Raw genomic sequence first — 20,234 nt, forward strand, 5'->3', positions numbered from 1 at the left:
CCAAGGAGGGATTTAAAATGGAAACAAAAGAAGCTTTTGATTTACTAAATAAACAACTTCCCAAGGGAGTATTTCTCACAGTTAAAAATAAAGATAAAGTAAATACAATGGTTATAGGCTGGGCGACGGTTGGAAGAGTATGGGGCAAAGACATTATGACAGTAATGGTTAGATTTTCAAGGAATACATATGATTTGATTAAAAATGCAGACTCATTTACTGTAAGCGTACCCGAGTACGATACAATGAAAAAAGAAATCGCATTCATGGGAACAAAATCAGGCAGGGACTTTGATAAATATAAAGAAACGGGACTTACGTTAGCCGACGCACAATCTGTGGAAAGTCCAGTAATAAACGAAGCAAAACTGCACTACGAATGTAAAATAGTTTACAAACAGTCAATGGACCCTACAGGAATAATAGACTATGAAAATATTGAAAAAAGATTTTATGAAGGAAACAATGATTATCATATGATATTCTACGGCGAAATCCTAAACGTTTATGATAAATAAAAAGAGCCATAACATAGGCTCTTTTTTATTTTATTTGGAATTATATTTGATTTTAAGACCGACTCCAAAAGTCCCCAAAACCGAAACTCCGAGAATTATCAGCCATAAATCCATATCTCCGCTGTCCGAAGTTTTAGCGGAAGAGACCTGATTTGTTTCGTTGTTTTTATTATCATTTATATTGCTTACTCCCTCGTTTGTGATGACATCCTCTTTTGTATAAGAATTTTTTACCGTTATATCAGATACTTTGTTACTGTAGGTTTTACCTCCGTCAAAAGAAGCTCTAACAACATAAGCTTCATTTTCTTTTGTATCGTTTTTTGGAAACTCGATATTTCCATTTCTCGTTACTATATTTAATACATCTTCATTTTTAATTACGGCATGAGCCCAGTCCTCGTTTATTTTATTCCCTTTATTATCAAATACACTAAGTGTCATATCTCCATAAAAATTCTTTCCCTCTACTCTAAAAGAAACTTTGCCCCCATTACTGTCAATGGCAGAATTTTTAGTCTTTATCGAACTAACTTTTTCCTTTGGAAGAGCAACATTGATTGTCATATTATCTTTTGAAGGAGTATTTGTATCTATAACTATATCAGTACGATATATTGAATAAGAGTCATTGCTCCACATAAACATAAAAGGTACTTTATCATACCCTTTGGGATCATTTAAATTATATATAAAGTCACTCCAAAACGGTGACGGGAACTCATAATTATCGCTACTCGGTCTTATAAGGCTTATCCCCGGAGGATGATAACTGCTGTTGACGGTATTATTTGAATTGTATTTTTTGAATTTATCAATATCTACCATATATACAACAATTCCCGCTTCACAGCTCACTAATCCATATCTACTTTTATAAGAAGTGCCAAGAGCTCTGTCAAAGTTTTTAAACTGTCTGTTTTCAATGATATAAAATTTATTTTTATCATTGGTCGGTATTATATATAAGTTATAATTCATATTATCCGACGCGGTATTTAAGATATATTTTCCATTTTTAAGTATGTAACTCTTTTCATAATACCCAAGCATTGATTTTGAAAAGGCATCGAGATGAGAGGGAATAAATTTTGTATTTATAGCACCTTCATATTTTTCATATCCCCAGTTCCCGCCATCCATTAAACTCGTATATTCAAGATTTGCACAACCAGCCCATTTGCCTGCTCCGTAATCTGTATCATATAAATCGGATAGTCCCAGATAGTGTCCCAGTTCATGACAAAGCGTAGCAGTAGAGTTTATATTCTCATCAGGATCGTTATCTAATTTTCTTTTTTCGGCAAACCCGACAAAATTCATTATATACGTATCATTTGCCTTTAAATAAGGTATATTATATGTAATTTTACTTGCCCAATAATTCGGCCCAGCGGCATCAAGCATAGCCGCTTCATATCCCGCAAATATGAATACTACGGCAAGTTCGTTATTATCTATTATCCCATTTTTATTTACATCATAATCGTTAAAATTTATATATGAGCTTGCCTTGGTGAGGATTTCCTGCATTGCTCTGCTAAAATCATTTTTATTAAAATCGTTACCCCAGTTACCATGTACTCTATCCAGTTTCACTTTTATAGTTCCGGGATGAGAAGTATTTGTTTCCTTAACGGGAGCAACGGTAAACTTATTATTTGATACTTCCTTATAATACGCTCTTATCCCGTCGGCATCGTTATAAACTGTATCATACCACTTTTCTGTATTCTCCGTTTCTATATCCTGAAAACTGACATCTATTATAACCATAGGAAGTTCTCTTACAGAAGAACCGTTATCACTAAGTCCTTTAAATGACTTGCTTTTTTTAGACAAAGGAACTTTAGTTAAATCAATAGGTTTGGAATTTTGCCTCTTTTCTATATTTGTACTCTTTCCCTGCAATTTTAAATATTCTTTCTTTTTTGTCTCACTATTTAGAACCGAAGATTTAATTATATCTTTTTTTGATGATTTGTTTCTTTTAGATTTATTACCGATTACTTCTCCCAAATCTAATTTTCCGCTTTTATTAATTATATATTTCCAAGTGTCATCTTCTTTATCTTTTAAAATAAGGTTATCAGATTCGTCAACATAATAATTAAAGTATTCGTCTCCTTTGATATAAGCACCAAACTTTGTTCCGTCAGGCTGAATCAGCGTACTTACATAAGGATATGCAGTTACTGCAAATACATTATTTACGGTTGTAAATACCGACAAAAATATAAATATCAATAAAAATCCTATTTTCTTTTCTAATGATATACTTTTCATGATAACGCCCCTTTTGATATTATTTCTCTTTTATTTTAACATAATCCCGATAATAATTAGGATGATTTTACTTAAAGTGCTTAAAATATTGATACTAAGCAAATTTTATTAAAATAATAACAAAAATAAGTTGAATAAATCTTTTGGTTATGATATACTTTTTAGGCTATAAGTCTGATGACTATAACTATTATGGGTGTTCCTCTGCTTAGAAAGTAAGTAAGAATGCTTGAAGATGAAGGGAGGCACAAACGATGGATTTATTAAAACTAGTTGAAAACGAAAACCTTAAAGCTGATGTAACTAAATTTAACGTAGGTGATACTGTAAAAGTTCACGTTAAAGTTGTTGAAGGTAAAAGAGAAAGAATTCAGGTTTTTGAAGGTATTGTGCTTAAGAAACAACATGGCGGAGTTCAGGAAACATTCACAGTAAGAAAAATTTCTTATGGTGTCGGAGTAGAAAGAACTTTCCCGGTACACTCACCAAGAATCGATAAAATCGAAGTAACAAGACAAGGTAAAGTTAGAAGAGCAAAACTTCACTACCTTAGAGACAGAGTGGGTAAGGCTGCAAAAGTCAAAGAAAAAAGAAACTAAAAAAAGTCCGCATAGGACTTTTTTTGTTGCATTTTTTAATATCCATAGTGTATATATTAACTTAAATTATATACAATGTAAAATTTTATTTATCTTTTTTATCGAATGAAGAACCCAATGCTACGCCAAAACATAAACCTAAACCTATACCCATTGCAAGATTTTTAAAAATAATTCCAAAGGCGGTTCCAAAACATAAACCTAAACCAAGATAAGTTGCGAGTCTGTTATTATATTCATTATTATCATTATTATCCGCCATTAATGATCCCCTTGGTTATTTTTGAAAAATGCTATACCGACACAGTGCGGTCCCGCATGTGTCCCGACAACCGCTCCGATATTTTTTACCGGAGATATTTCAATATCCTTTAATTCTTCAAAATTATTAAACATATATTCTTCAAAATTATTAAAAGCTTCCGCGTCATCAACATGTCCCATAAAAAAAGCTTTTGACATATCGATTCCATATTCTCGTGCTTTCTCTATTATAAATTGATAACCTTTTTTTCTTCCTCTTACTTTTTTGATAGGTACGACTTCGCCGCCCGTGATTTCCACTACAGGCATAATATTCAAAGTATTTCCTATGAATGCAGTTGCTTTTGAAAGCCTGCCTCCCATTACCAGATATTTATAATCTTCTATTAAAGCAAGAAGTGTACTTTGGGATTTGATACTGTTGATCTCGTCTTCTATTTCTTTACCGCTGAGTCCCTTGTCTCTAAGCTTACATGCTTCCAAAACTATATTACATAGCCCCAATGTAACACTCTGTGAATCAATTAAATGAACTCTGCTTTTCCTGTCCATATCCAAAGAGTCTCTGACTAATACCGCAGAATTATAAGAACCGCTTAATTTACTTGATAATGTTATAACTACTACTTCTTCCCCATTCTCTGTAAATTTTAAAAATAAGTCCTTTAACTGTCCAACAGGGATTTGACTTGTCGTAGGAAGTTCTTTGCATTTGGATAACTTATCAAAAAACTGCCTATGATCAATAGTAACCCCATCTATATATTCTTCTTCCCCAAAATAAATATTTAGAGGGTACACATTGATATCATGTTCATTCATTTGTTCTTTAGTTAAATCTGCTGTAGAATCGGTTAATATGTTTACTTTCATTCTTTTTTTCACCTAACACATTTTTGATATTACAATAAAATATACACTTTATAATGAACATTGTCAAATTGATTATAATATAAATCCGCCGTCCACACTTATAACTTGTCCGGTTATAAAAGTAGCTTTATCACTTGCTAAAAATACTGCCATATTTGCTACATCTTCAGGTTTTCCAATCCTACCCATAGGAGTTTCTTCAGATAATACTTCTAAATCTTCATCTGAAAGATTATTATTCATTTTCGTATCGATAACTCCCGGAGCTATTACATTGACATTTATATTACTGGGTCCCACTTCTTTGGAAAGAGCTTTACTCATACCTATCAAAGCAGCTTTTGAAGCTGAGTAAGCGACTTCCATGCTGGCTCCGCTTATTCCCCACATGGAAGAAATATTTATTATATTTCCTTTTTTCCTATTGATCATGTTTGGAATAAATGCCTTTGATAACATGAATGCACTTTTAACATTTACGTTAAAAATTTTATCCCATTCTTCTAAGCCGGTTTCATCAAAAAATTTAATTAAACTGATGCCTGCATTATTAATAAGTACGTCTATATTTTTAAAGTTATCCTTTATTTCTTTAACAGCATTGTCAACTTGATTTTCATCGGATAAATCTGCTTTTAAAGCTATAACTTCTAAATCTCTATACTTATGAGTATCAATAAAATCATCTATAGGTTTTTTATTTTTATTATATAATAGTACTAAATTATAATTTTCATTATAAAAAGCATGAGCAAGAGAAATACCTATATCACCGCTTGCTCCGCTTATCACTGCAGTTTTATTTGACATATTATACTAATCTTTCTTCGATTAATTTAGCGAGTACCGTTGCGTCTTTTTTGATTTCAACTTGGTCTTCCCCTTCGATCATAACTCTTACCAAAGGTTCGGTTCCGCTTGTTCTTATAAGAACCCTGCCGTTTCCGGCATATTTTTCTTCTATTTTTTTAATTGCAGATACTATGACTTCATCTTTATCATAGTCGTTCTTTTTATCATTATTTACCGTCGCATTTATGAGTACCTGAGGATAAATAACCAAATCTTTTGTAAGTTCGGTTACGTTTTTACCATATTCTTTTGCTGCCTTGCAAACAAGTAAAGCCGTAGCTATACCGTCTCCCGTAGAGTTGATATCGGAAATGATCACATGTCCCGACTGTTCTCCTCCGATATTAAATCCTTCTTCCAGCATTCTTTCCACAACGTATCTGTCACCGACACCGGTCTCACTGATATTGATACCTTTTGCCTTTAAAGCTTTTTTTACTCCAAGATTACTCATTACGGTAAGTACCAAGGTATCTTTATTCAACTTTCCTTTATCCTTTAAATAACAGCTTAACAGATACATTATTTTATCTCCGTCAAACTCTTTGCCTTTATCGTCTACAAAGATAACTCTATCGCCGTCGCCGTCGAAAGCTATACCAAAATCAGCATTGGTCTCGAGAACTTTATTTGATAAATTCTTAACACTTGTAGAACCGCATTTATTATTGATATTTACTCCGTTCGGATCGTTAGCTATCAAAACAGCATTTGCACCCAGCTTTTTAAAGATTTCCGGTCCGACTTTATATGTAGCACCGTTTGCCAAATCCAATACGATATTTAGACCTTCCAAAGAATCTATATCTAATTTAGATAATAAATATTTTATATAAATATCTCCCGGATAAGCAATCTTAGTCTCTCTGCCTATTTTATCTCCTACAATATCTCTGTCTCTGACTTTATCGAAAATATACCTTTCTATTTCATCTTCAACTTCATCCGGCAGTTTATGTCCGGTCTTACTAAAAAACTTTATTCCATTATACTCATATGGATTATGAGAAGCAGAAATAACTATACCGCTGTCGGCATTAAACTCCTTAACCAAAACAGAAACGGCAGGTGTTGGAATTATCCCTGCATTTAAAACATTTCCGCCCGCAGACATTATCCCGCTTACCAGTCCCGCGTAAATCATATCCCCCGAAATCCTGGTATCCATACCTACTACGAATGTAGGTGATTTATCATTATCCTTTGTTAATTTTATAGTAGCCGCATATCCTATTTTATGTGCCAACTTTGAGGATAACTGTGTATTAGCAACTCCTCTTACTCCGTCTGTTCCAAACAATCTTCCCATTTACTTTCCTCCTAAGTAATATTAATTTTCATTTATGGCAAGTGCGGCTTTAATTCCATCCACTGCACTCGATAATATGCCTCCGGCATATCCAGCACCTTCCCCTATAGGATAAAGCCCCTTTATATTTTCACTTTCTAATGTATTTTTATCTCTTAAAATCCTTACGGGAGAAGAAGTCCTCGTTTCAACCCCGGTGATTATACCATTATAAAATGTTTCAAAAAAATTATTAAATGAGATTAAAGAATTTTTTATTGCATTATTCAAGTTTTTGGGAAGAAGCTCATTTAAATCGCATTCTTTAACTCCCGGTAAATAACTCGGTTTAACAGTAGTTTTTCCCTTTAAACCTAAATAGTCATATATGCTCATGTATGGGGCTTTATAATCGCTCCCCCCCATTTCATAAGCTTTTCTTTCCAATTCTTCCTGAAACATAATGCCTGAAAACAAATCATTCCCATAGTCAGTTTCATTTATGTTTACTACGATTGCAGAATTGGTATTTATCATATTCCTGCTCCTAAAGCTCATTCCGTTTGTAACGACCTGTCCCTTTGAACTTGCACCCGCAACAACTACGCCTCCCGGGCAGTTGCAAAAAGAATAAACGCCCTTTTTGGTTTCTTCATCATGATATGTAAGATTATAATCAGCGGCTCCGAGAACTTTATGTCCTGCATAATCACTGTAACAGCACCTGTCTATATCTTCTCTTAAATGCTCCACCCTAAATCCTAATGCAAAAGATTTGCTTACCATACTTACATTATGTTTATGTAACATCTTAAATGTATCCCTTGCACCGTTACCGATACCCATTATCACGATATCTGATAAATACTCATCTTTATCATTGACTATTACACCTTTTATCTTATCATCATCTACTATAATATCGGTTACTGTAGAAGAAAAGTTAAACTCTCCTCCATAATATTCTATTAAAGCTTTTAAATCATCAACTATTGTTCTAAGTTTATCCGTACCGAGATGAGGTTTATTTAAGTATTTTATTTCCCTCGGTGCACCGCAGCTTATAAAGGTATCCAGCACTTCGTTTTTCAAAGGACTTTTTATCCTTGAATTTATTTTTCCGTCGGAGAAAGTTCCTGCTCCGCCCAAACCAAACTGAACATTGGAATTTTCATTAAGAACAGCATTATCAAAAAAGTCCTTTACGGTTTTTACTCTTTCTTTTACTTCTTCGCCTCTTTCAAAAATAATTGGTTTATATCCCATTTTAGCAAGATATAGAGCCGCAAACAGACCGCTTGGACCGCTACCCACGATAATAGGTTTTATATCTTTATTTTTATTAAAATTGATTAAATTTTCTTTTTTATTTTCATATATACTTACCCTAAAACCTCTTTCTTTTGGTTTTGTGGGATATGAAAGTACAACGGAATAGACATAAAAAATACCATCTGTATTCCTTTTTCTTGCATCCAGGGATTTTCTTATTATTTTTAAATCCTTAACCTTCTGTTCGGTAAGTTTAAGTTTATTTATTATTACTTCTCTCTCTCCGCTATGAGACAGATTTTCTATATTTATTTTTATATTTTCAATTAAATATTTTCTCACTATTTTATTTGTCCTTTAGTTATTTTTACACTTACTGAATTTTTGCTCACACTTTGAATTTTTACACCGTCAGGTATCCCCTGAGTACTTATTTTTATTGCTACGGAATGAGTCCCTTCAGTTAGTCCCGATAAGTCAAGAGAGCCGACAAGATTTTTTTCGCTTATTTCATTCAATAAAGCATTGTCTCCCGAAAGAAGGACACCAACCTTATCATCAATTACTTCCGCACTGAGTCCCTCAGATAAATTATCAAAAGTAAATGAAGTTATATATATGGTTTTTTGTTTATCTCTGTCAACAGAAACACTTACATCCACGGTATCCTTAGAGTCCACAACATGAACTCCCTCAGGTAAATCTAAATCAAGTTTCTTGTCTATTGAAGATGTTATTTCGGATAAATCCAAAACTTCGGTATTTACAGTCTCGATTGAATTCAAAACATCTTCCGGACCGGATATTGTTATTTTAGTTTTATTGGGCGTTATACTTGTAATTTTATATCCGTCTTTGGACTTACCTTTTGTTTTTACATTTATGTCTACTTCTTTGGTTCTTCCTATGTTGACATTGACACTCGTAGTTTTTGGAGACAAATCGACATCTTTTATTTTTTTACCATTTTCATCTACAGCATATAAATTCACATTAGAAGTAAAATCCTCACTTCTGTTATAAACATCTACTGTACCGACAATAGCTTTTACCTTATCTACACTGTTTGAAGGTCCCGATATGTGGACACTGTCTACACTGGAGGAAAGGGATAGTACACTATACCCTTTCTTGAGTTCTCCGGTCTGCTTTATCAAAGGGATACTTATATCTTTATTACCCATCTTATCGACCGTTACCTTAACAACGTTGGGAGACTGATCTACTACGGTCACATCACTAGGTATACCCTTAATATTTATATTTAAAGTATAAGTCCCTTCCGTAGAGATATCTTTCAAATCCACACTTGCATGGATATTTTGATTATTCATACTTTTTACCAAAGAGCCCTTGCCGTATACCTTTATGCTCTCTATCTTTTCTTTGGATAACTTTACTACAAAATCATTTTGATCCAGATTATTTGTATTCGTTATTGCAATCGGAATATCCTCTATCCTGCTATAAGCCATATTATCCCCGTCGCTCGTAGCATATGCCCATAAAAGTAAAGCTAAAAGAAAAGAAATCAATAATGTCATGATTTTACTGTTATTTTTGTCCATCACTGTGTTTTCTCCTTAGCATTTTAGATTTACCATTTTTATGAGAAGGTTCTTCGATCAATATTTCAGTTAATATTCTCCTTATCCCTCTTTCTCCTACAAATCTGGAAAGCTTACCGCCTATTGCATAAGAAATAACTCCGTTTTCTTCAGAAACCATAAGTGATACACAGTCGGAATGCTCGCTTATACCTATCCCCGCACGATGTCTTGTACCTATGCTGGTAGAAAGATTTTTATTTTGCGACAACGGAAGAAGGCAAGCGGCTGCTCTTATCCTAAGAGTTTCGCTGTTAATGATAACCGCACCGTCATGAAGCGGTGTAGCGTATTCAAATATATTGTTAAGCAGTTCTGTACTGAGTAAACTATCCAGCTTAACTCCCGTTTCCACCACATCATCGAGAGGTACTTGCCTTTCAATCACAACAAGTAAACCCGTCTTGGTTTTGGATAATGCACTTACGCTCTCAACTATTTGATCCACTGCAACACTGGGTGAATCAAGGTCCTTTTCCATGAATATATCTTTTAAATGTTTGACATTTGTTTTACCGATAGTTTCAAGCATTTTTCTAAGTTCCGGCTGGAACATGATAAGCAGTGCCAATAATCCAACGGTAATTATATTTTTAAACACAAAATTAACGGTAACAAGCCCGATCCAGTCACTGACCTGGGTTATCACCAATATTATGATTATTCCCTTCGCTACCTGCTCCGCTTGAGTACCTTTTATTAGCCTGATAATAGCATATATAATAAAAGTCATTATAAGAATATCGATTGCCGATAATATAGTAAAAGATTGAAATATCTGATTAAAAAAAGATGCTATCTGAGACATTCTATTTACCTTACCTCATTTTTATATTAATATTACTTAGTAAATAAATACTTACATTAAATATCTATCATTATTTAAATACTATTATTCCCAATAAATAACAATTTAATATTTTTTATATACTAAGAAAACTAAACAAACGTTTAGCTATATAATTTATTATACATTATTTTATGGAAAATGCTAAAATTTAATTAAATATTAATTTAAAAAGAACATAATAAAAAAGTCTCTTTGATTTCAAAGAGACTTTATATTATCATTATCTTATATCAAACAAATTTAAAACATCATCTGTAATATCTTTTAAATCATTTCCGATAACGTTAACTAAAGAAGTGTATCCGTTAACTTTATCTGAAAAGTAGACATTCTTAACCTGAGGGTATCTTTCTTTTATAATGTTTCCTATTTTTGCTTTTTTCTTAGTCGATAAACTGTTTGCGTTGGCTTCAGTTTTAACTCCACAGTATGCCCTGTTATCAATAATCACGACTTTTACATCATCGATACCTGATATCTTTTTGATATCATTATATGCAGCATTTCCTTCCTGCTTATTCTTAGCAGAAGAAGATGAATTATAATATCCTGTATCGTTAGATGTATACTGTCTGTACATTCCGCTGTAATCAAACTGATATGGTGTTAATGAAGAATCATTCTTTGTTACATTATCATTTCCGTCTGTAACATTCTCTGCACCGTTTCTAACATCATCTGCGGCATTATCAACACCGTTCTTTACGTCATTACCTATATTTTCAGCACCGTTTTTCACATCGTCTGCAGCGTTTTCGATAGCATTACCTTTTTTGGTATTTGTATCATTGCTAACATTTCCGCAGCCGGCAAAAGTCGACAGCATCATAAATGAAGCTAGAGTTATAGTCATTATTTTTTTATTCATTTACAATCCTCCTTTCTATATTATTATTTAAAAAGAAGGATTTTTATATGCTGGTAATAACTTGATTATAAAGTATTATTTGTATATTAAAGCAGGCATATTTTACCTGTTTTTTCGCTTATATACATAAGCCAGTAACCAAAACCGTCATATGCACTCGGCTCATAGTAAATAAATCCCGTTGAACCCAAAAACGGCTGTGTCTTATCATTTTTACTTCCCAAAATCCCGTAAACATAATATTTTATTTCTCCGTCTTCAAAAAGCTTACCGAAAATCCAATTAGGCAAAATCGCATTTTCCAGCTCTAAGTTTTTATATCCCATATAAGGATATAACATCGGCATAACAAAACCGTTATATATAATATTTATATCATTTAATCTTTCATCTGTTTCATCTACGATAAAAAATTTATGATCTCCTTCGACTTTTGGAAGGTTATCTGTTTGAAACACCTCCATAATGTCTTCTACCAAAACATCATTTGCATTTATGACTACTTTAGGTATTTCTTCTTTTTCTGTCTCAGTTTTTTCTTCAACAAATTCAAATTCATCATTTTTTTTCTCATCAGCATTATCATCGCTGATATTATCTATTGCGGCTTCGAATTCATCGTTATCGTCTTCTGATTTATTTTTGTTTTTTGGTGAAAAAATTTCAAATAATCCTCTTAATGCATCGACATCTTCTTCGGTATTTCGGATTTCTTCATCCAATGAAATAGTTTCTTCATTATCATTTTCAATTAAATTTACCGATTTTTCATCTTTTAACTTATCGTTTTTTTTATTTATACTTTTTTCTTCTTTAGAAGTGACGATTTCTTCCTTTTCAAAGCTCTCGTCTTCATTTTCGTAAATTTCATTAGTTATTTCTTCTTCGGTATTATTATTCTCTTTTTTTTCTTCTTTTATTATTGTTATATCTTCTTTTACGATTTCTTTTTCATCGTTTATCGTTTCATTGTTTTTTAAAAAAGGTATTTCGATTTCCTTTTCTTCTTCCGCTTCTGTGTTTTCGAAATCTTCCTCTTTTATATATTCAAATAAAACATCTCCGGAATAAATATCAACGATTTCTATTTTATCGAAAGTTTTGACTTTTTCTTTTTCAACATTTATTTTCTTATTTTCCGATTTTAAACTTTTAACTTCAAATATAGCAGAAGTATATTCTTTCGTATCCATTATAAATACCACTGCATATTCACTGACAGGCAAATTCTCCAATTTTAAATTTATTTCGAAAATATCATTTTTTTCTTTTATATCACAAATCAAATTCGCACTGTTATTTCCAAGGTTAACAAACTCTTTATTTACTAAATCTATCATATTCTCCTCCTACTTACTTATAATTATTTATATTCCATTAAATATAAATTATGAAAACATTAAATCTATTTACTTTACCTCTTAAGTAATATATATTAGAGCAAAGAAGGTGAATAATATGTCAAAAATATGCGCACATAGAGGAATGCTAAAACAAAAGACTGAAAATACAATAAGTTCGTTTAAAGAAGCGATGAAGTATGATATAGATAGTATCGAGCTTGATGTACATTTAACAAAAGATAAAAAGTTAGTGGTTTTTCATGATTTTACATTAGAAAGAATGTGTAATATCAATGAATATATAGCAGAGCTTACATATAATGAAATTAAAAATATAAAAATAAATAATGAGGATAGTATCCCATTATTCAAAGATGTTCTTGATTTATTTACAGATACTGATATAAACTTAAACGTTGAATTAAAAAGTTCTTCATATTTATATAATGATATTGAACAAATGACTGTAAATATGATAAAAGATTATAATATGGAAGATTATACTATATTTTCTTCATTCGACCACAGAGCACTGAGAAAGATAAAAGAAATAGATAAAACATTAAAAGTCGGAGCTTTATACGAAGGTTTTTTTGAAAACATAATAGATTATGCAAAAGAAAATAACTTTGACGCCATACATCCACAATTTTTATGCATTGATAAAAATATAATAGATAAAGCAAGAGAAAATAATATTGAAGTAAATTGTTATACTATCAACACTTTTAGAGAATATAATTATATTAAAAATTTAAAGGTCGATACTATTATAACAAATATAGCAGATAAAATTTTAAACGAGGGGAATAAATGAAAAGAAGAATAGCTATTTTATCAATGCTCACCATATTTTGCACTACTTTATTTATGGGGTGCGGTAAAAAAGAATATATAACTACTTTAAATCTCAGAAAGACAGCTAATGTAATAGAAGAACTTACATATGAAAAAGACGGTAAGAATGTCCCTATATTTTATAATATGACTTCTCCCAATGAGAAAGAAATCAATAAAATCTATAAAATTGATGAAAGTATGTTAGACGAACTGATTATCAAACAATCCGCCTTAAGTACAAAAAGCAATCTGTATATACTTGCAAAAGTAAAGCCTGACAAAAAAGAGGAAGTTAAAAAAGCTATAGATGATTATATGATCGGTTATGAAAATACTTGGAAAGGTCAAAATCAGGCAGAATATAACTTAGTGGTAAACAGAAGTTATTATGAAAACAATAATTATTTGATTTATGTTATATCATATGATAATAACAAAGTGATAGATGCTTTCACATCATCATTTGAAGAAAAAGAAGTCTCAAAATAAAGGATATAAAAATCTATTCTTTTTTACAAGATAACTATAATGAAAAAATCGGAAAAATGTTTTTTACTTGGATAGAAAAAGTATACTTTTATAACTATAGCCGTAAACACAATAATAAAAAAGAAAAAAGTGAAACAATTTAATAATAAGTAATAAAAAACACATTGGATATCCAATGTGTTTTATTTTATTTAAGTATGTATGCGTCCATTGTCCTTCTTCCAAAAGCCAGTGCTTCCGAATGAGAGGAAAAATAGATATCTATCCTTCCGGAAGTTATAGCACCGCCTCTGTCTTCAACAGTGTATATACCGCCATTAGGTCTGTTTGCCATAGATGGAAAATAAACTTCGGTCCCGAAAGGAAGTCCGCTCCAAGCTGCTATTGTCCTGTTTGCAGTGGCATATGTACCACTGGCAGTTCGTCCTGTGGATTTACCGCAGCAAACCGCACATGAGCAGTAAGCGGTAACATTGACGGTTATCTTTTGATTATACTTAACAGGAGCCTTTCCGTCAGCTTCCGGAAGCATTATGGTATCATCGGAATCTTTCGCTACTTCAACAACTTTGTTCTGAACCGGTTTTACAACTGTCTTGGTCAAATTAGTCGTTGAAACGACTTTTCCCTTGGAATTTGTAGTCACAACACTGATAAAACTAAGTTTACCGTTTTGCCCTTCTTTCACGACTTTTTCATCTTCGCCGTCAAGAGAATCTACTTCTTTATAAACGGTTTTATATTTTACTTTTTGTGTCTTATTGACAAGCTTTTGATTTTTATCGAGTACCGCGTATACGGAAGTATTCTTATGCTTTATAGACGATACTTTTTTATTTTTATCGACTTTAAAGTTTGCCTGTTTGACTATATCTTTTTTACTTTTTAGTCCGGTATCGACTTTTACTATTTTCTTACCATTGGTAACAAGTACTTTATCCGCACTTGTAATGTTTATAACGTCATTATTTTTAAGCTCTGCATCCAAAGGTTTTGATATGGTATCCTTGCTTGAAGGAGATATCCCTGCCTTCATAAGAGCCTCCGATGTGGTCAAAGTTCCTATTTGTTTTACACTTACTGGCTTTTCATCATCCACAACTATACTTACATTCAAAGTAGACATATTTATAAGAAGCGCGGAAAGTCCGACCATTGCCGTTATAAAAAAGCAAATGCATATAGGGATAAGTTTTTTATTCAAATAATCTTTTGCTTTTTTCTTTTTTAAGCTCTCAGATATATCGCTGTCTTCATCCATTTTATCCAAATGCTCCAGAGCTTCGATAACATCCATATTTTCTTCTTCGATTAATTTAGCAGCTTTAAGCGTATCTTCATCTATCTCTTCTATCGGCTGCATAATCTTATTTTCATCATCAGATAATTCTTCCGATATAAAATTTTCATCTTTTGAAGAGACATTTTTATCATCTGCTTCATCAATGTCAACAACATTATTTGCTTCTTCGATATCATTTAAATTATTCAGCTTTTCCTCTGACTTATCTTGAATATTTTCGGTTTCGGATTCTATTATATTTATACTATTTTCATTTATGTCTTTTTCCGATTTTGATTTTTTTATAGTATTCAATTTTTCTAAAAGTTTATTTTTCATACTACAACAATCACATCCTTTAAAGATTTTTAGTATTTAAAATATACCTTAAATATAATATTTTGTCAAATTTTGAAGGGCGATTGTGGAATGTAATTTTTGCCACCACAATATACAGTGGATATAAAAATATCCTTTATTTTACTTGACTTAAGAGAGGAAAAAATCTATAATTTATAATTAGCTACACTAGGTGGGGAGTTAGCGGTGCCCTGTACTTGCAATCCGCTGCAGCAAGACTGAATTCCCACTTTGAGGCTGGTAAAATTAAGGTTTGCGCCTATACTTGGATGTTGAGAGTTGGGCTTCGTGCAATCATACCTTATAAACTCCATCAGGTGCGAGAGCAAGCAGTGGTAAGTAAGTGCTATGATGTGCCCCGAAACTACCTGGCTTGAGTTCATTTATGGGAAAGCATTTGATTTTATCATGTCGATGGTGGGTGTGTAGCCTAAAATCATATACGAGACAGGCAATGGATAATAAAAATAAAAAATTTTACTTCATATTGGTACTTTCTATAATGTTTGCCAATACAGCTGTGATTTTCACCAAAAATGCATTGAGCTTTGGTGCCATGCCGATTATAATAGGGTTCTACAGATTAGGCTTTTCTGCTTTGATCGTAGTGCCTTTTGCTTTATATAAGGAAGGAAAACATTTTCTAACTTTAACCAATAAAGAAAAAGCATTCTGCATACTGGCAGGAATATTCATGGCGCTTCATTTTTTATGCTACTTTTCTTCTCTTATGTATACAAACGGATTTATCGCGACCATAACCAGTGCGGTCCAACCCATTGTGATAGCTATAGCATCATATTTTTTATTCAAAGAAACAATAAACAATAAAAGTATCTTGGGAATGTTAACAGCGGTAATAGGTATCCTATTTATAGGGATATTTACTTTTTTGATTTCAAAGGGCGGTAATTCTTTCATCGGATTTATAATTTCAATGATGACGGCTTTATTCTTTTGTGCTTACTTATTATGTTCTAGAGGAGTACTTAAAAGAGTCAAAGAATATACGTTTCTTGCTATATTATTTACTACATGTGCGGTGATATTGGGTATAGGTGCGATAATAACAAAAACACCATTTACAGGTTACCCTACACAGATGTATCTAAACTGCTTCGGGCTTACATTCTTCTGTACGATACTCGGACATGCAATAATGAATATATGCGTAAAATACGTCTCTGCGACCGTAGTAAGTGTAGTAAGCCTCACCGGTCCCTTATTCTGCACTATGTACGATTTTACGTTTTTTGGTGAAAAAGTACTTCCATTTCAAATCATAGGAGGTCTTATCATTTTAGCCGGAGTATATTTATTTATAAAAAGCGATAAAAAAACAGAAAAAGAAATCGAATAAACTAAAACTTATTAAATTAAATACCGAAAATGAGAAAGATTTAAACCAATCAAAGCTTAAATCTTTTTTTATTATTTATCTTCATAATATATTAATACTTTCTAAATAATATCCTAAAATGTTTATGTTATATTCTAAATATAAAGGAGGGATTGATATGAAAAAAGAAAAACGTTTATCCTTATGGGATATTTTATTATATATCACAATAATATTTTATATTTATTTTTTACTGAGTAATATCCTATTTAAATATGTTACACCCGCAGGATTATTCGAAAGCGGAAGATACTATTCAAGGAGTATAAATCTCATTCCCTTTAGCGATTTATTTAAAGGTGTATACAATAGTCTCGATATATTCGGAAATATGATATTATTCATGCCCTTCGGATTATACTTAAAAATCCTACGACCAAACAATAAAATCATTAAAAATATATTCTTATTCTTTCTAATAAGCCTAAGTTTTGAAACGCTCCAGTATATCCTTGCGATAGGAGCGAGCGATATAACCGATATCATATATAATGTGATCGGCGGGATTTTAGGAATAGGTATATATAACCTCCTAAAATTGATATTTAGGAAAGAAGAGATTACAAATAAAATTATTATAATTCTGGGAAGTATTATGATGATAATTGTTATTATACTTCTTATACTTTTAAAAGTTTATAATTAGCTTTTTTTTATAGAAAAATTTTTAGAATAAAAAAGCAGGAGTTCACTATGCAAATTCAATTAAGCTTATTTGAAGCTATTATGGATACATTATATTTAAAACCTTTATTTTTTATCGGATTATTACCGATTTGTATATTTTTATATATAGCTTTTAAAAACAACACAGAATTACCTAAGGCTAAGACAATAATATGTACTGTTTTAATGTACTATTATATATGTTTATTATTTAATAATGTTGTTGGGATACCGACACTAAAAGAATTTTTTAGATTATCCCGCTTGGGAGAACCATTCTTCAACCCAAATATCAACTTAATCCCTTTGGATAATGGAATCGGAGCAGAATTTATACTAAATATCCTTTGCTTTGTACCTTTAGGATTTTTACTCCCAATGCTCAGTTACTACTACGAAAACCCGAGAAAGGTAATATCCTTTGCTTTTGGGCTATCATTAATGATTGAAATAAGCCAGCTGTTTACTCTATACAGAGCAACTGATATAAATGATTTGGTTACCAATATTTTCGGAGCTGTCAGCGGATATATATTATATAAATTTATTATAAAGATTAAAAGCCCCCAAAAAGCAGATGTTCTTCAAAGTGATTTGACCAAAATCCTCCCAACATTGATTATAATGATCTGTTTAATATTTACATTTATAAGTTAAGTAATAGAATATAAGCAATAATTAAATTTTTTAGTATAAATAAACCAATAGTTTTATAACTGCAAAGAAGTAATCATTGAAAAAATAAAATTAAACATAGATAATAATTTTAACAATAATTTAATAAATTAAACAATAAAAAAGGGCCTTAGATTTAAGGTCCTTTTCTTTATTATTTTACAAAGTCATTGCTTCTGTCTACGTATGTAGTATGAAGTATTTCATGAGCTTTATGTGAATTTGGTTTTTCCAAGAACTCTTTATATACTTTTTGAACTGAAGGATTTTCATGTGATTTTCTCACAGGTCTTACATTCTTATCCTGGTTATAAAGGACTTTTGCTCTTTCCTGAGGAAGAGATAATCCCGCATTTATAAGCTGAGAGTTTACGATAGGTTGTCCACCTCCGTTTACACAGCCTCCAATACAAGCCATACATTCAATAAAGTCATAATCGGCTTCTCCTTTTTTAACTTTATCCATAAGCTTCTTAATATTTGCACCGCCGTGAACAACAGCTACTTTTATTTCTTTTTCACCTGCTGTTATAGTTGCTTCTTTGAGTCCGTCTAAGCCTCTTACAGCCTCGTAATCAACATTTTCGCATACTTCTCCTGTTATAGCTTCAACGGCTGTTCTTGCCGCTGCTTCCATAACACCTCCTGTTGCACCGAAGATTACACCCGCACCCGAGCTTTCTCCGTAGATAGGGTCAAAGTCTTCATCATCCAAGTTCTTAAAGTCTATACCCGCTTCTTTTATCATCCTTGCAAGTTCTCTTGTTGTGATACATACATCGCTGTCAAATAGATCATCTTCTTTAAGCTGTTCTCTTGCTACTTCGAATTTCTTTGCCACACAAGGCATAACGCTTACGACATAGATATCTTTAGGATCTATATTATTTACTTTCGCATAATGAGTTTTGATTAAGGCTCCTGTCATAGCCTGAGGCGATTTGCATGAAGACAGATTATCCAAAAGCTCAGGATATTCCTGTTCGCACATTTTTACCCATGCAGGACAGCAGCTCGTGATCATAGGAAGAGTTCCTCCGTTAGACACTCTGTCTACAAGTTCATAAGCTTCTTCCATAATAGTCATATCAGCACCGAAGTCAGTATCGAATACTTTATCAAATCCGAGTCTTCTCATGGAAGCGACCATTTTACCTGTTACATCTGTCCCGATTTCATATCCGAATTCTTCACCTAAAGCGGCTCTTACCGCAGGAGCAGGCTGAACCACTACGTGTTTGTTTTCATCACTCAATGCTTCCCAAACTTCATCCACATTTACCTTTTCGGTTAAAGCACCCACAGGACAATTTATTATACATTGTCCGCAGTTGATACAATTAGTATCCGCAAGAACATCTCCCTTAACAGGTCTTGATTTGGAATCAAATCCGTTATCTTTACCTATCAAAGCACCGATACCTTGTATCTTAGCACAAGTATTTATACATCTTTTACAGTAAATACATTTTGATTCGTCTCTTACAACAGATAGTGACTTATCATCATATGTATCGGAAGAAAAATCTCCTTTGAACGGTACTGTATTGACACCTAAATCATTAGCTAATGTTTGAAGTTCACAGTTACCGCTTCTTATACATGTGGTACAGTCTCTGTTATGGTCTGATAAAGTAAGTTCCAAAGTATTTTTTCTCGATTCTCTTACTTTTGGAGAATTCGTAAACACTTCCATGCCTTCTTTTACAGGGAAGTTACAAGCACTTCTTAAGACATCGGAGCCCTTGATTTCAACCACACACATCCTGCAAGCTCCGATTTTATTATGTTCCAAGAAACATAAAGTCGGGATGTTGATACCTATTTGTCTTGCAGCTTCAAGAATAGTCGTTTTATCTTCAACACTAACATCGACATTATTTATTTTTAAATTTACCATTTT

General features: G+C 32.2%; 19 protein-coding genes and 1 other RNA gene. 8 read left to right on the top strand and 12 right to left on the bottom strand.

The window, feature by feature from the left end:
• Nucleotides 1–17: 17 nt before the first annotated feature.
• A complete protein-coding gene (locus Q0516_RS00490; RefSeq protein WP_294466322.1) occupies nt 18–518 on the top strand; it encodes a flavin reductase in 501 nt (166 codons plus the stop codon).
• A 30-nt stretch (nt 519–548) separates the two neighbouring features.
• Here Q0516_RS00490 and Q0516_RS00495 read toward each other — a convergent pair whose 3' ends face one another.
• Nucleotides 549–2,804 (bottom strand): M6 family metalloprotease domain-containing protein, encoded by a 2,256-nt coding sequence (locus Q0516_RS00495; protein WP_294466324.1) that lies wholly within the window; start codon nt 2,802–2,804, stop codon nt 549–551.
• Nucleotides 2,805–3,058: 254 nt separating this feature from the next.
• On the opposite strand from Q0516_RS00495, the gene rplS reads away from it, so the two are divergent.
• Entirely contained in the window at nt 3,059–3,403 is a 345-nt protein-coding gene (rplS, locus tag Q0516_RS00500) for a 50S ribosomal protein L19 (RefSeq protein WP_257479536.1), read from the top strand.
• An 85-nt stretch (nt 3,404–3,488) separates the two neighbouring features.
• On the opposite strand, the gene Q0516_RS00505 is transcribed toward rplS, so the two are convergent.
• From Q0516_RS00505 to Q0516_RS00545, 9 genes are all read right to left on the bottom strand, one after another.
• Nucleotides 3,489–3,665, bottom strand: a complete 177-nt coding sequence (locus Q0516_RS00505) for a hypothetical protein (protein WP_294466330.1) — start codon at nt 3,663–3,665, stop codon at nt 3,489–3,491.
• Entirely contained in the window at nt 3,665–4,540 is an 876-nt protein-coding gene (locus Q0516_RS00510) for a DegV family protein (RefSeq protein ID WP_294466332.1), read from the bottom strand. Before Q0516_RS00510 ends, Q0516_RS00505 begins: the two co-directional genes overlap by 1 nt.
• A 72-nt stretch (nt 4,541–4,612) precedes the next feature.
• Nucleotides 4,613–5,350, bottom strand: a complete 738-nt coding sequence (gene fabG, locus Q0516_RS00515) for a 3-oxoacyl-ACP reductase FabG (RefSeq protein WP_294466335.1) — start codon at nt 5,348–5,350, stop codon at nt 4,613–4,615.
• A gap of 1 nt (nt 5,351) precedes the next feature.
• Complete coding sequence (gene glmM, locus Q0516_RS00520) at nt 5,352–6,701, bottom strand: phosphoglucosamine mutase (RefSeq protein ID WP_294466337.1); 1,350 nt, start codon at nt 6,699–6,701, stop codon at nt 5,352–5,354.
• A gap of 21 nt (nt 6,702–6,722) precedes the next feature.
• Entirely contained in the window at nt 6,723–8,294 is a 1,572-nt protein-coding gene (locus tag Q0516_RS00525) for an NAD(P)/FAD-dependent oxidoreductase (RefSeq protein ID WP_294466340.1), read from the bottom strand.
• Nucleotides 8,294–9,520 (bottom strand): CdaR family protein, encoded by a 1,227-nt coding sequence (locus Q0516_RS00530; RefSeq protein ID WP_294466541.1) that lies wholly within the window; start codon nt 9,518–9,520, stop codon nt 8,294–8,296. Before Q0516_RS00530 ends, Q0516_RS00525 begins: the two co-directional genes overlap by 1 nt.
• Nucleotides 9,507–10,367, bottom strand: a complete 861-nt coding sequence (cdaA, locus tag Q0516_RS00535) for a diadenylate cyclase CdaA (RefSeq protein ID WP_294466343.1) — start codon at nt 10,365–10,367, stop codon at nt 9,507–9,509. The genes Q0516_RS00530 and cdaA overlap by 14 nt, the downstream gene beginning before the upstream one ends.
• 262 nt (nt 10,368–10,629) lie before the next feature.
• Nucleotides 10,630–11,277 carry a YhcN/YlaJ family sporulation lipoprotein gene (locus Q0516_RS00540; protein WP_294466347.1) on the bottom strand — a complete coding sequence of 216 codons (648 nt, stop codon included), beginning with the start codon at nt 11,275–11,277 and terminating at the stop codon, nt 10,630–10,632.
• An 86-nt stretch (nt 11,278–11,363) separates the two neighbouring features.
• Nucleotides 11,364–12,617: a hypothetical protein gene (locus Q0516_RS00545; protein WP_294466350.1), complete on the bottom strand. Its 1,254-nt coding sequence runs from the start codon at nt 12,615–12,617 to the stop codon at nt 11,364–11,366.
• A 118-nt stretch (nt 12,618–12,735) separates the two neighbouring features.
• Between Q0516_RS00545 and Q0516_RS00550 the strand changes: the two genes are divergently transcribed.
• The gene (locus Q0516_RS00550; RefSeq protein WP_294466351.1) at nt 12,736–13,437 is read left to right on the top strand and encodes a glycerophosphodiester phosphodiesterase; all 702 of its coding nucleotides are present in this window, start codon (nt 12,736–12,738) and stop codon (nt 13,435–13,437) included.
• A complete protein-coding gene (locus tag Q0516_RS00555) occupies nt 13,434–13,949 on the top strand; it encodes a DUF4358 domain-containing protein (protein ID WP_257479526.1) in 516 nt (171 codons plus the stop codon). The genes Q0516_RS00550 and Q0516_RS00555 overlap by 4 nt, the downstream gene beginning before the upstream one ends.
• Nucleotides 13,950–14,136: 187 nt before the next feature.
• Here Q0516_RS00555 and Q0516_RS00560 read toward each other — a convergent pair whose 3' ends face one another.
• Entirely contained in the window at nt 14,137–15,570 is a 1,434-nt protein-coding gene (locus tag Q0516_RS00560; protein ID WP_294466362.1) for a 3D domain-containing protein, read from the bottom strand.
• Between the two features lie 184 nt (nt 15,571–15,754).
• Between Q0516_RS00560 and ffs the strand changes: the two genes are divergently transcribed.
• The 4 genes from ffs (at nt 15,755) to Q0516_RS00580 (ending at nt 18,313) form a co-directional block, all read left to right on the top strand.
• Nucleotides 15,755–16,020, top strand: an RNA gene (gene ffs / locus Q0516_RS00565) — signal recognition particle sRNA large type.
• Between the two features lie 25 nt (nt 16,021–16,045).
• Nucleotides 16,046–16,951 (top strand): DMT family transporter, encoded by a 906-nt coding sequence (locus Q0516_RS00570; protein WP_294466365.1) that lies wholly within the window; start codon nt 16,046–16,048, stop codon nt 16,949–16,951.
• 157 nt (nt 16,952–17,108) lie between these two features.
• Nucleotides 17,109–17,636 (top strand): VanZ family protein, encoded by a 528-nt coding sequence (locus tag Q0516_RS00575; protein ID WP_294466368.1) that lies wholly within the window; start codon nt 17,109–17,111, stop codon nt 17,634–17,636.
• A 47-nt stretch (nt 17,637–17,683) separates the two neighbouring features.
• Nucleotides 17,684–18,313 (top strand): VanZ family protein, encoded by a 630-nt coding sequence (locus tag Q0516_RS00580; RefSeq protein WP_294466370.1) that lies wholly within the window; start codon nt 17,684–17,686, stop codon nt 18,311–18,313.
• A gap of 172 nt (nt 18,314–18,485) precedes the next feature.
• Here Q0516_RS00580 and Q0516_RS00585 read toward each other — a convergent pair whose 3' ends face one another.
• Nucleotides 18,486–20,231 (bottom strand): NADH-dependent [FeFe] hydrogenase, group A6, encoded by a 1,746-nt coding sequence (locus Q0516_RS00585; protein ID WP_294466373.1) that lies wholly within the window; start codon nt 20,229–20,231, stop codon nt 18,486–18,488.
• Nucleotides 20,232–20,234: the final 3 nt, after the last annotated feature.

The organism is uncultured Anaerofustis sp. (genome assembly GCF_938029165.1).
Lineage (GTDB): Bacteria > Bacillota > Clostridia > Eubacteriales > Anaerofustaceae > Anaerofustis.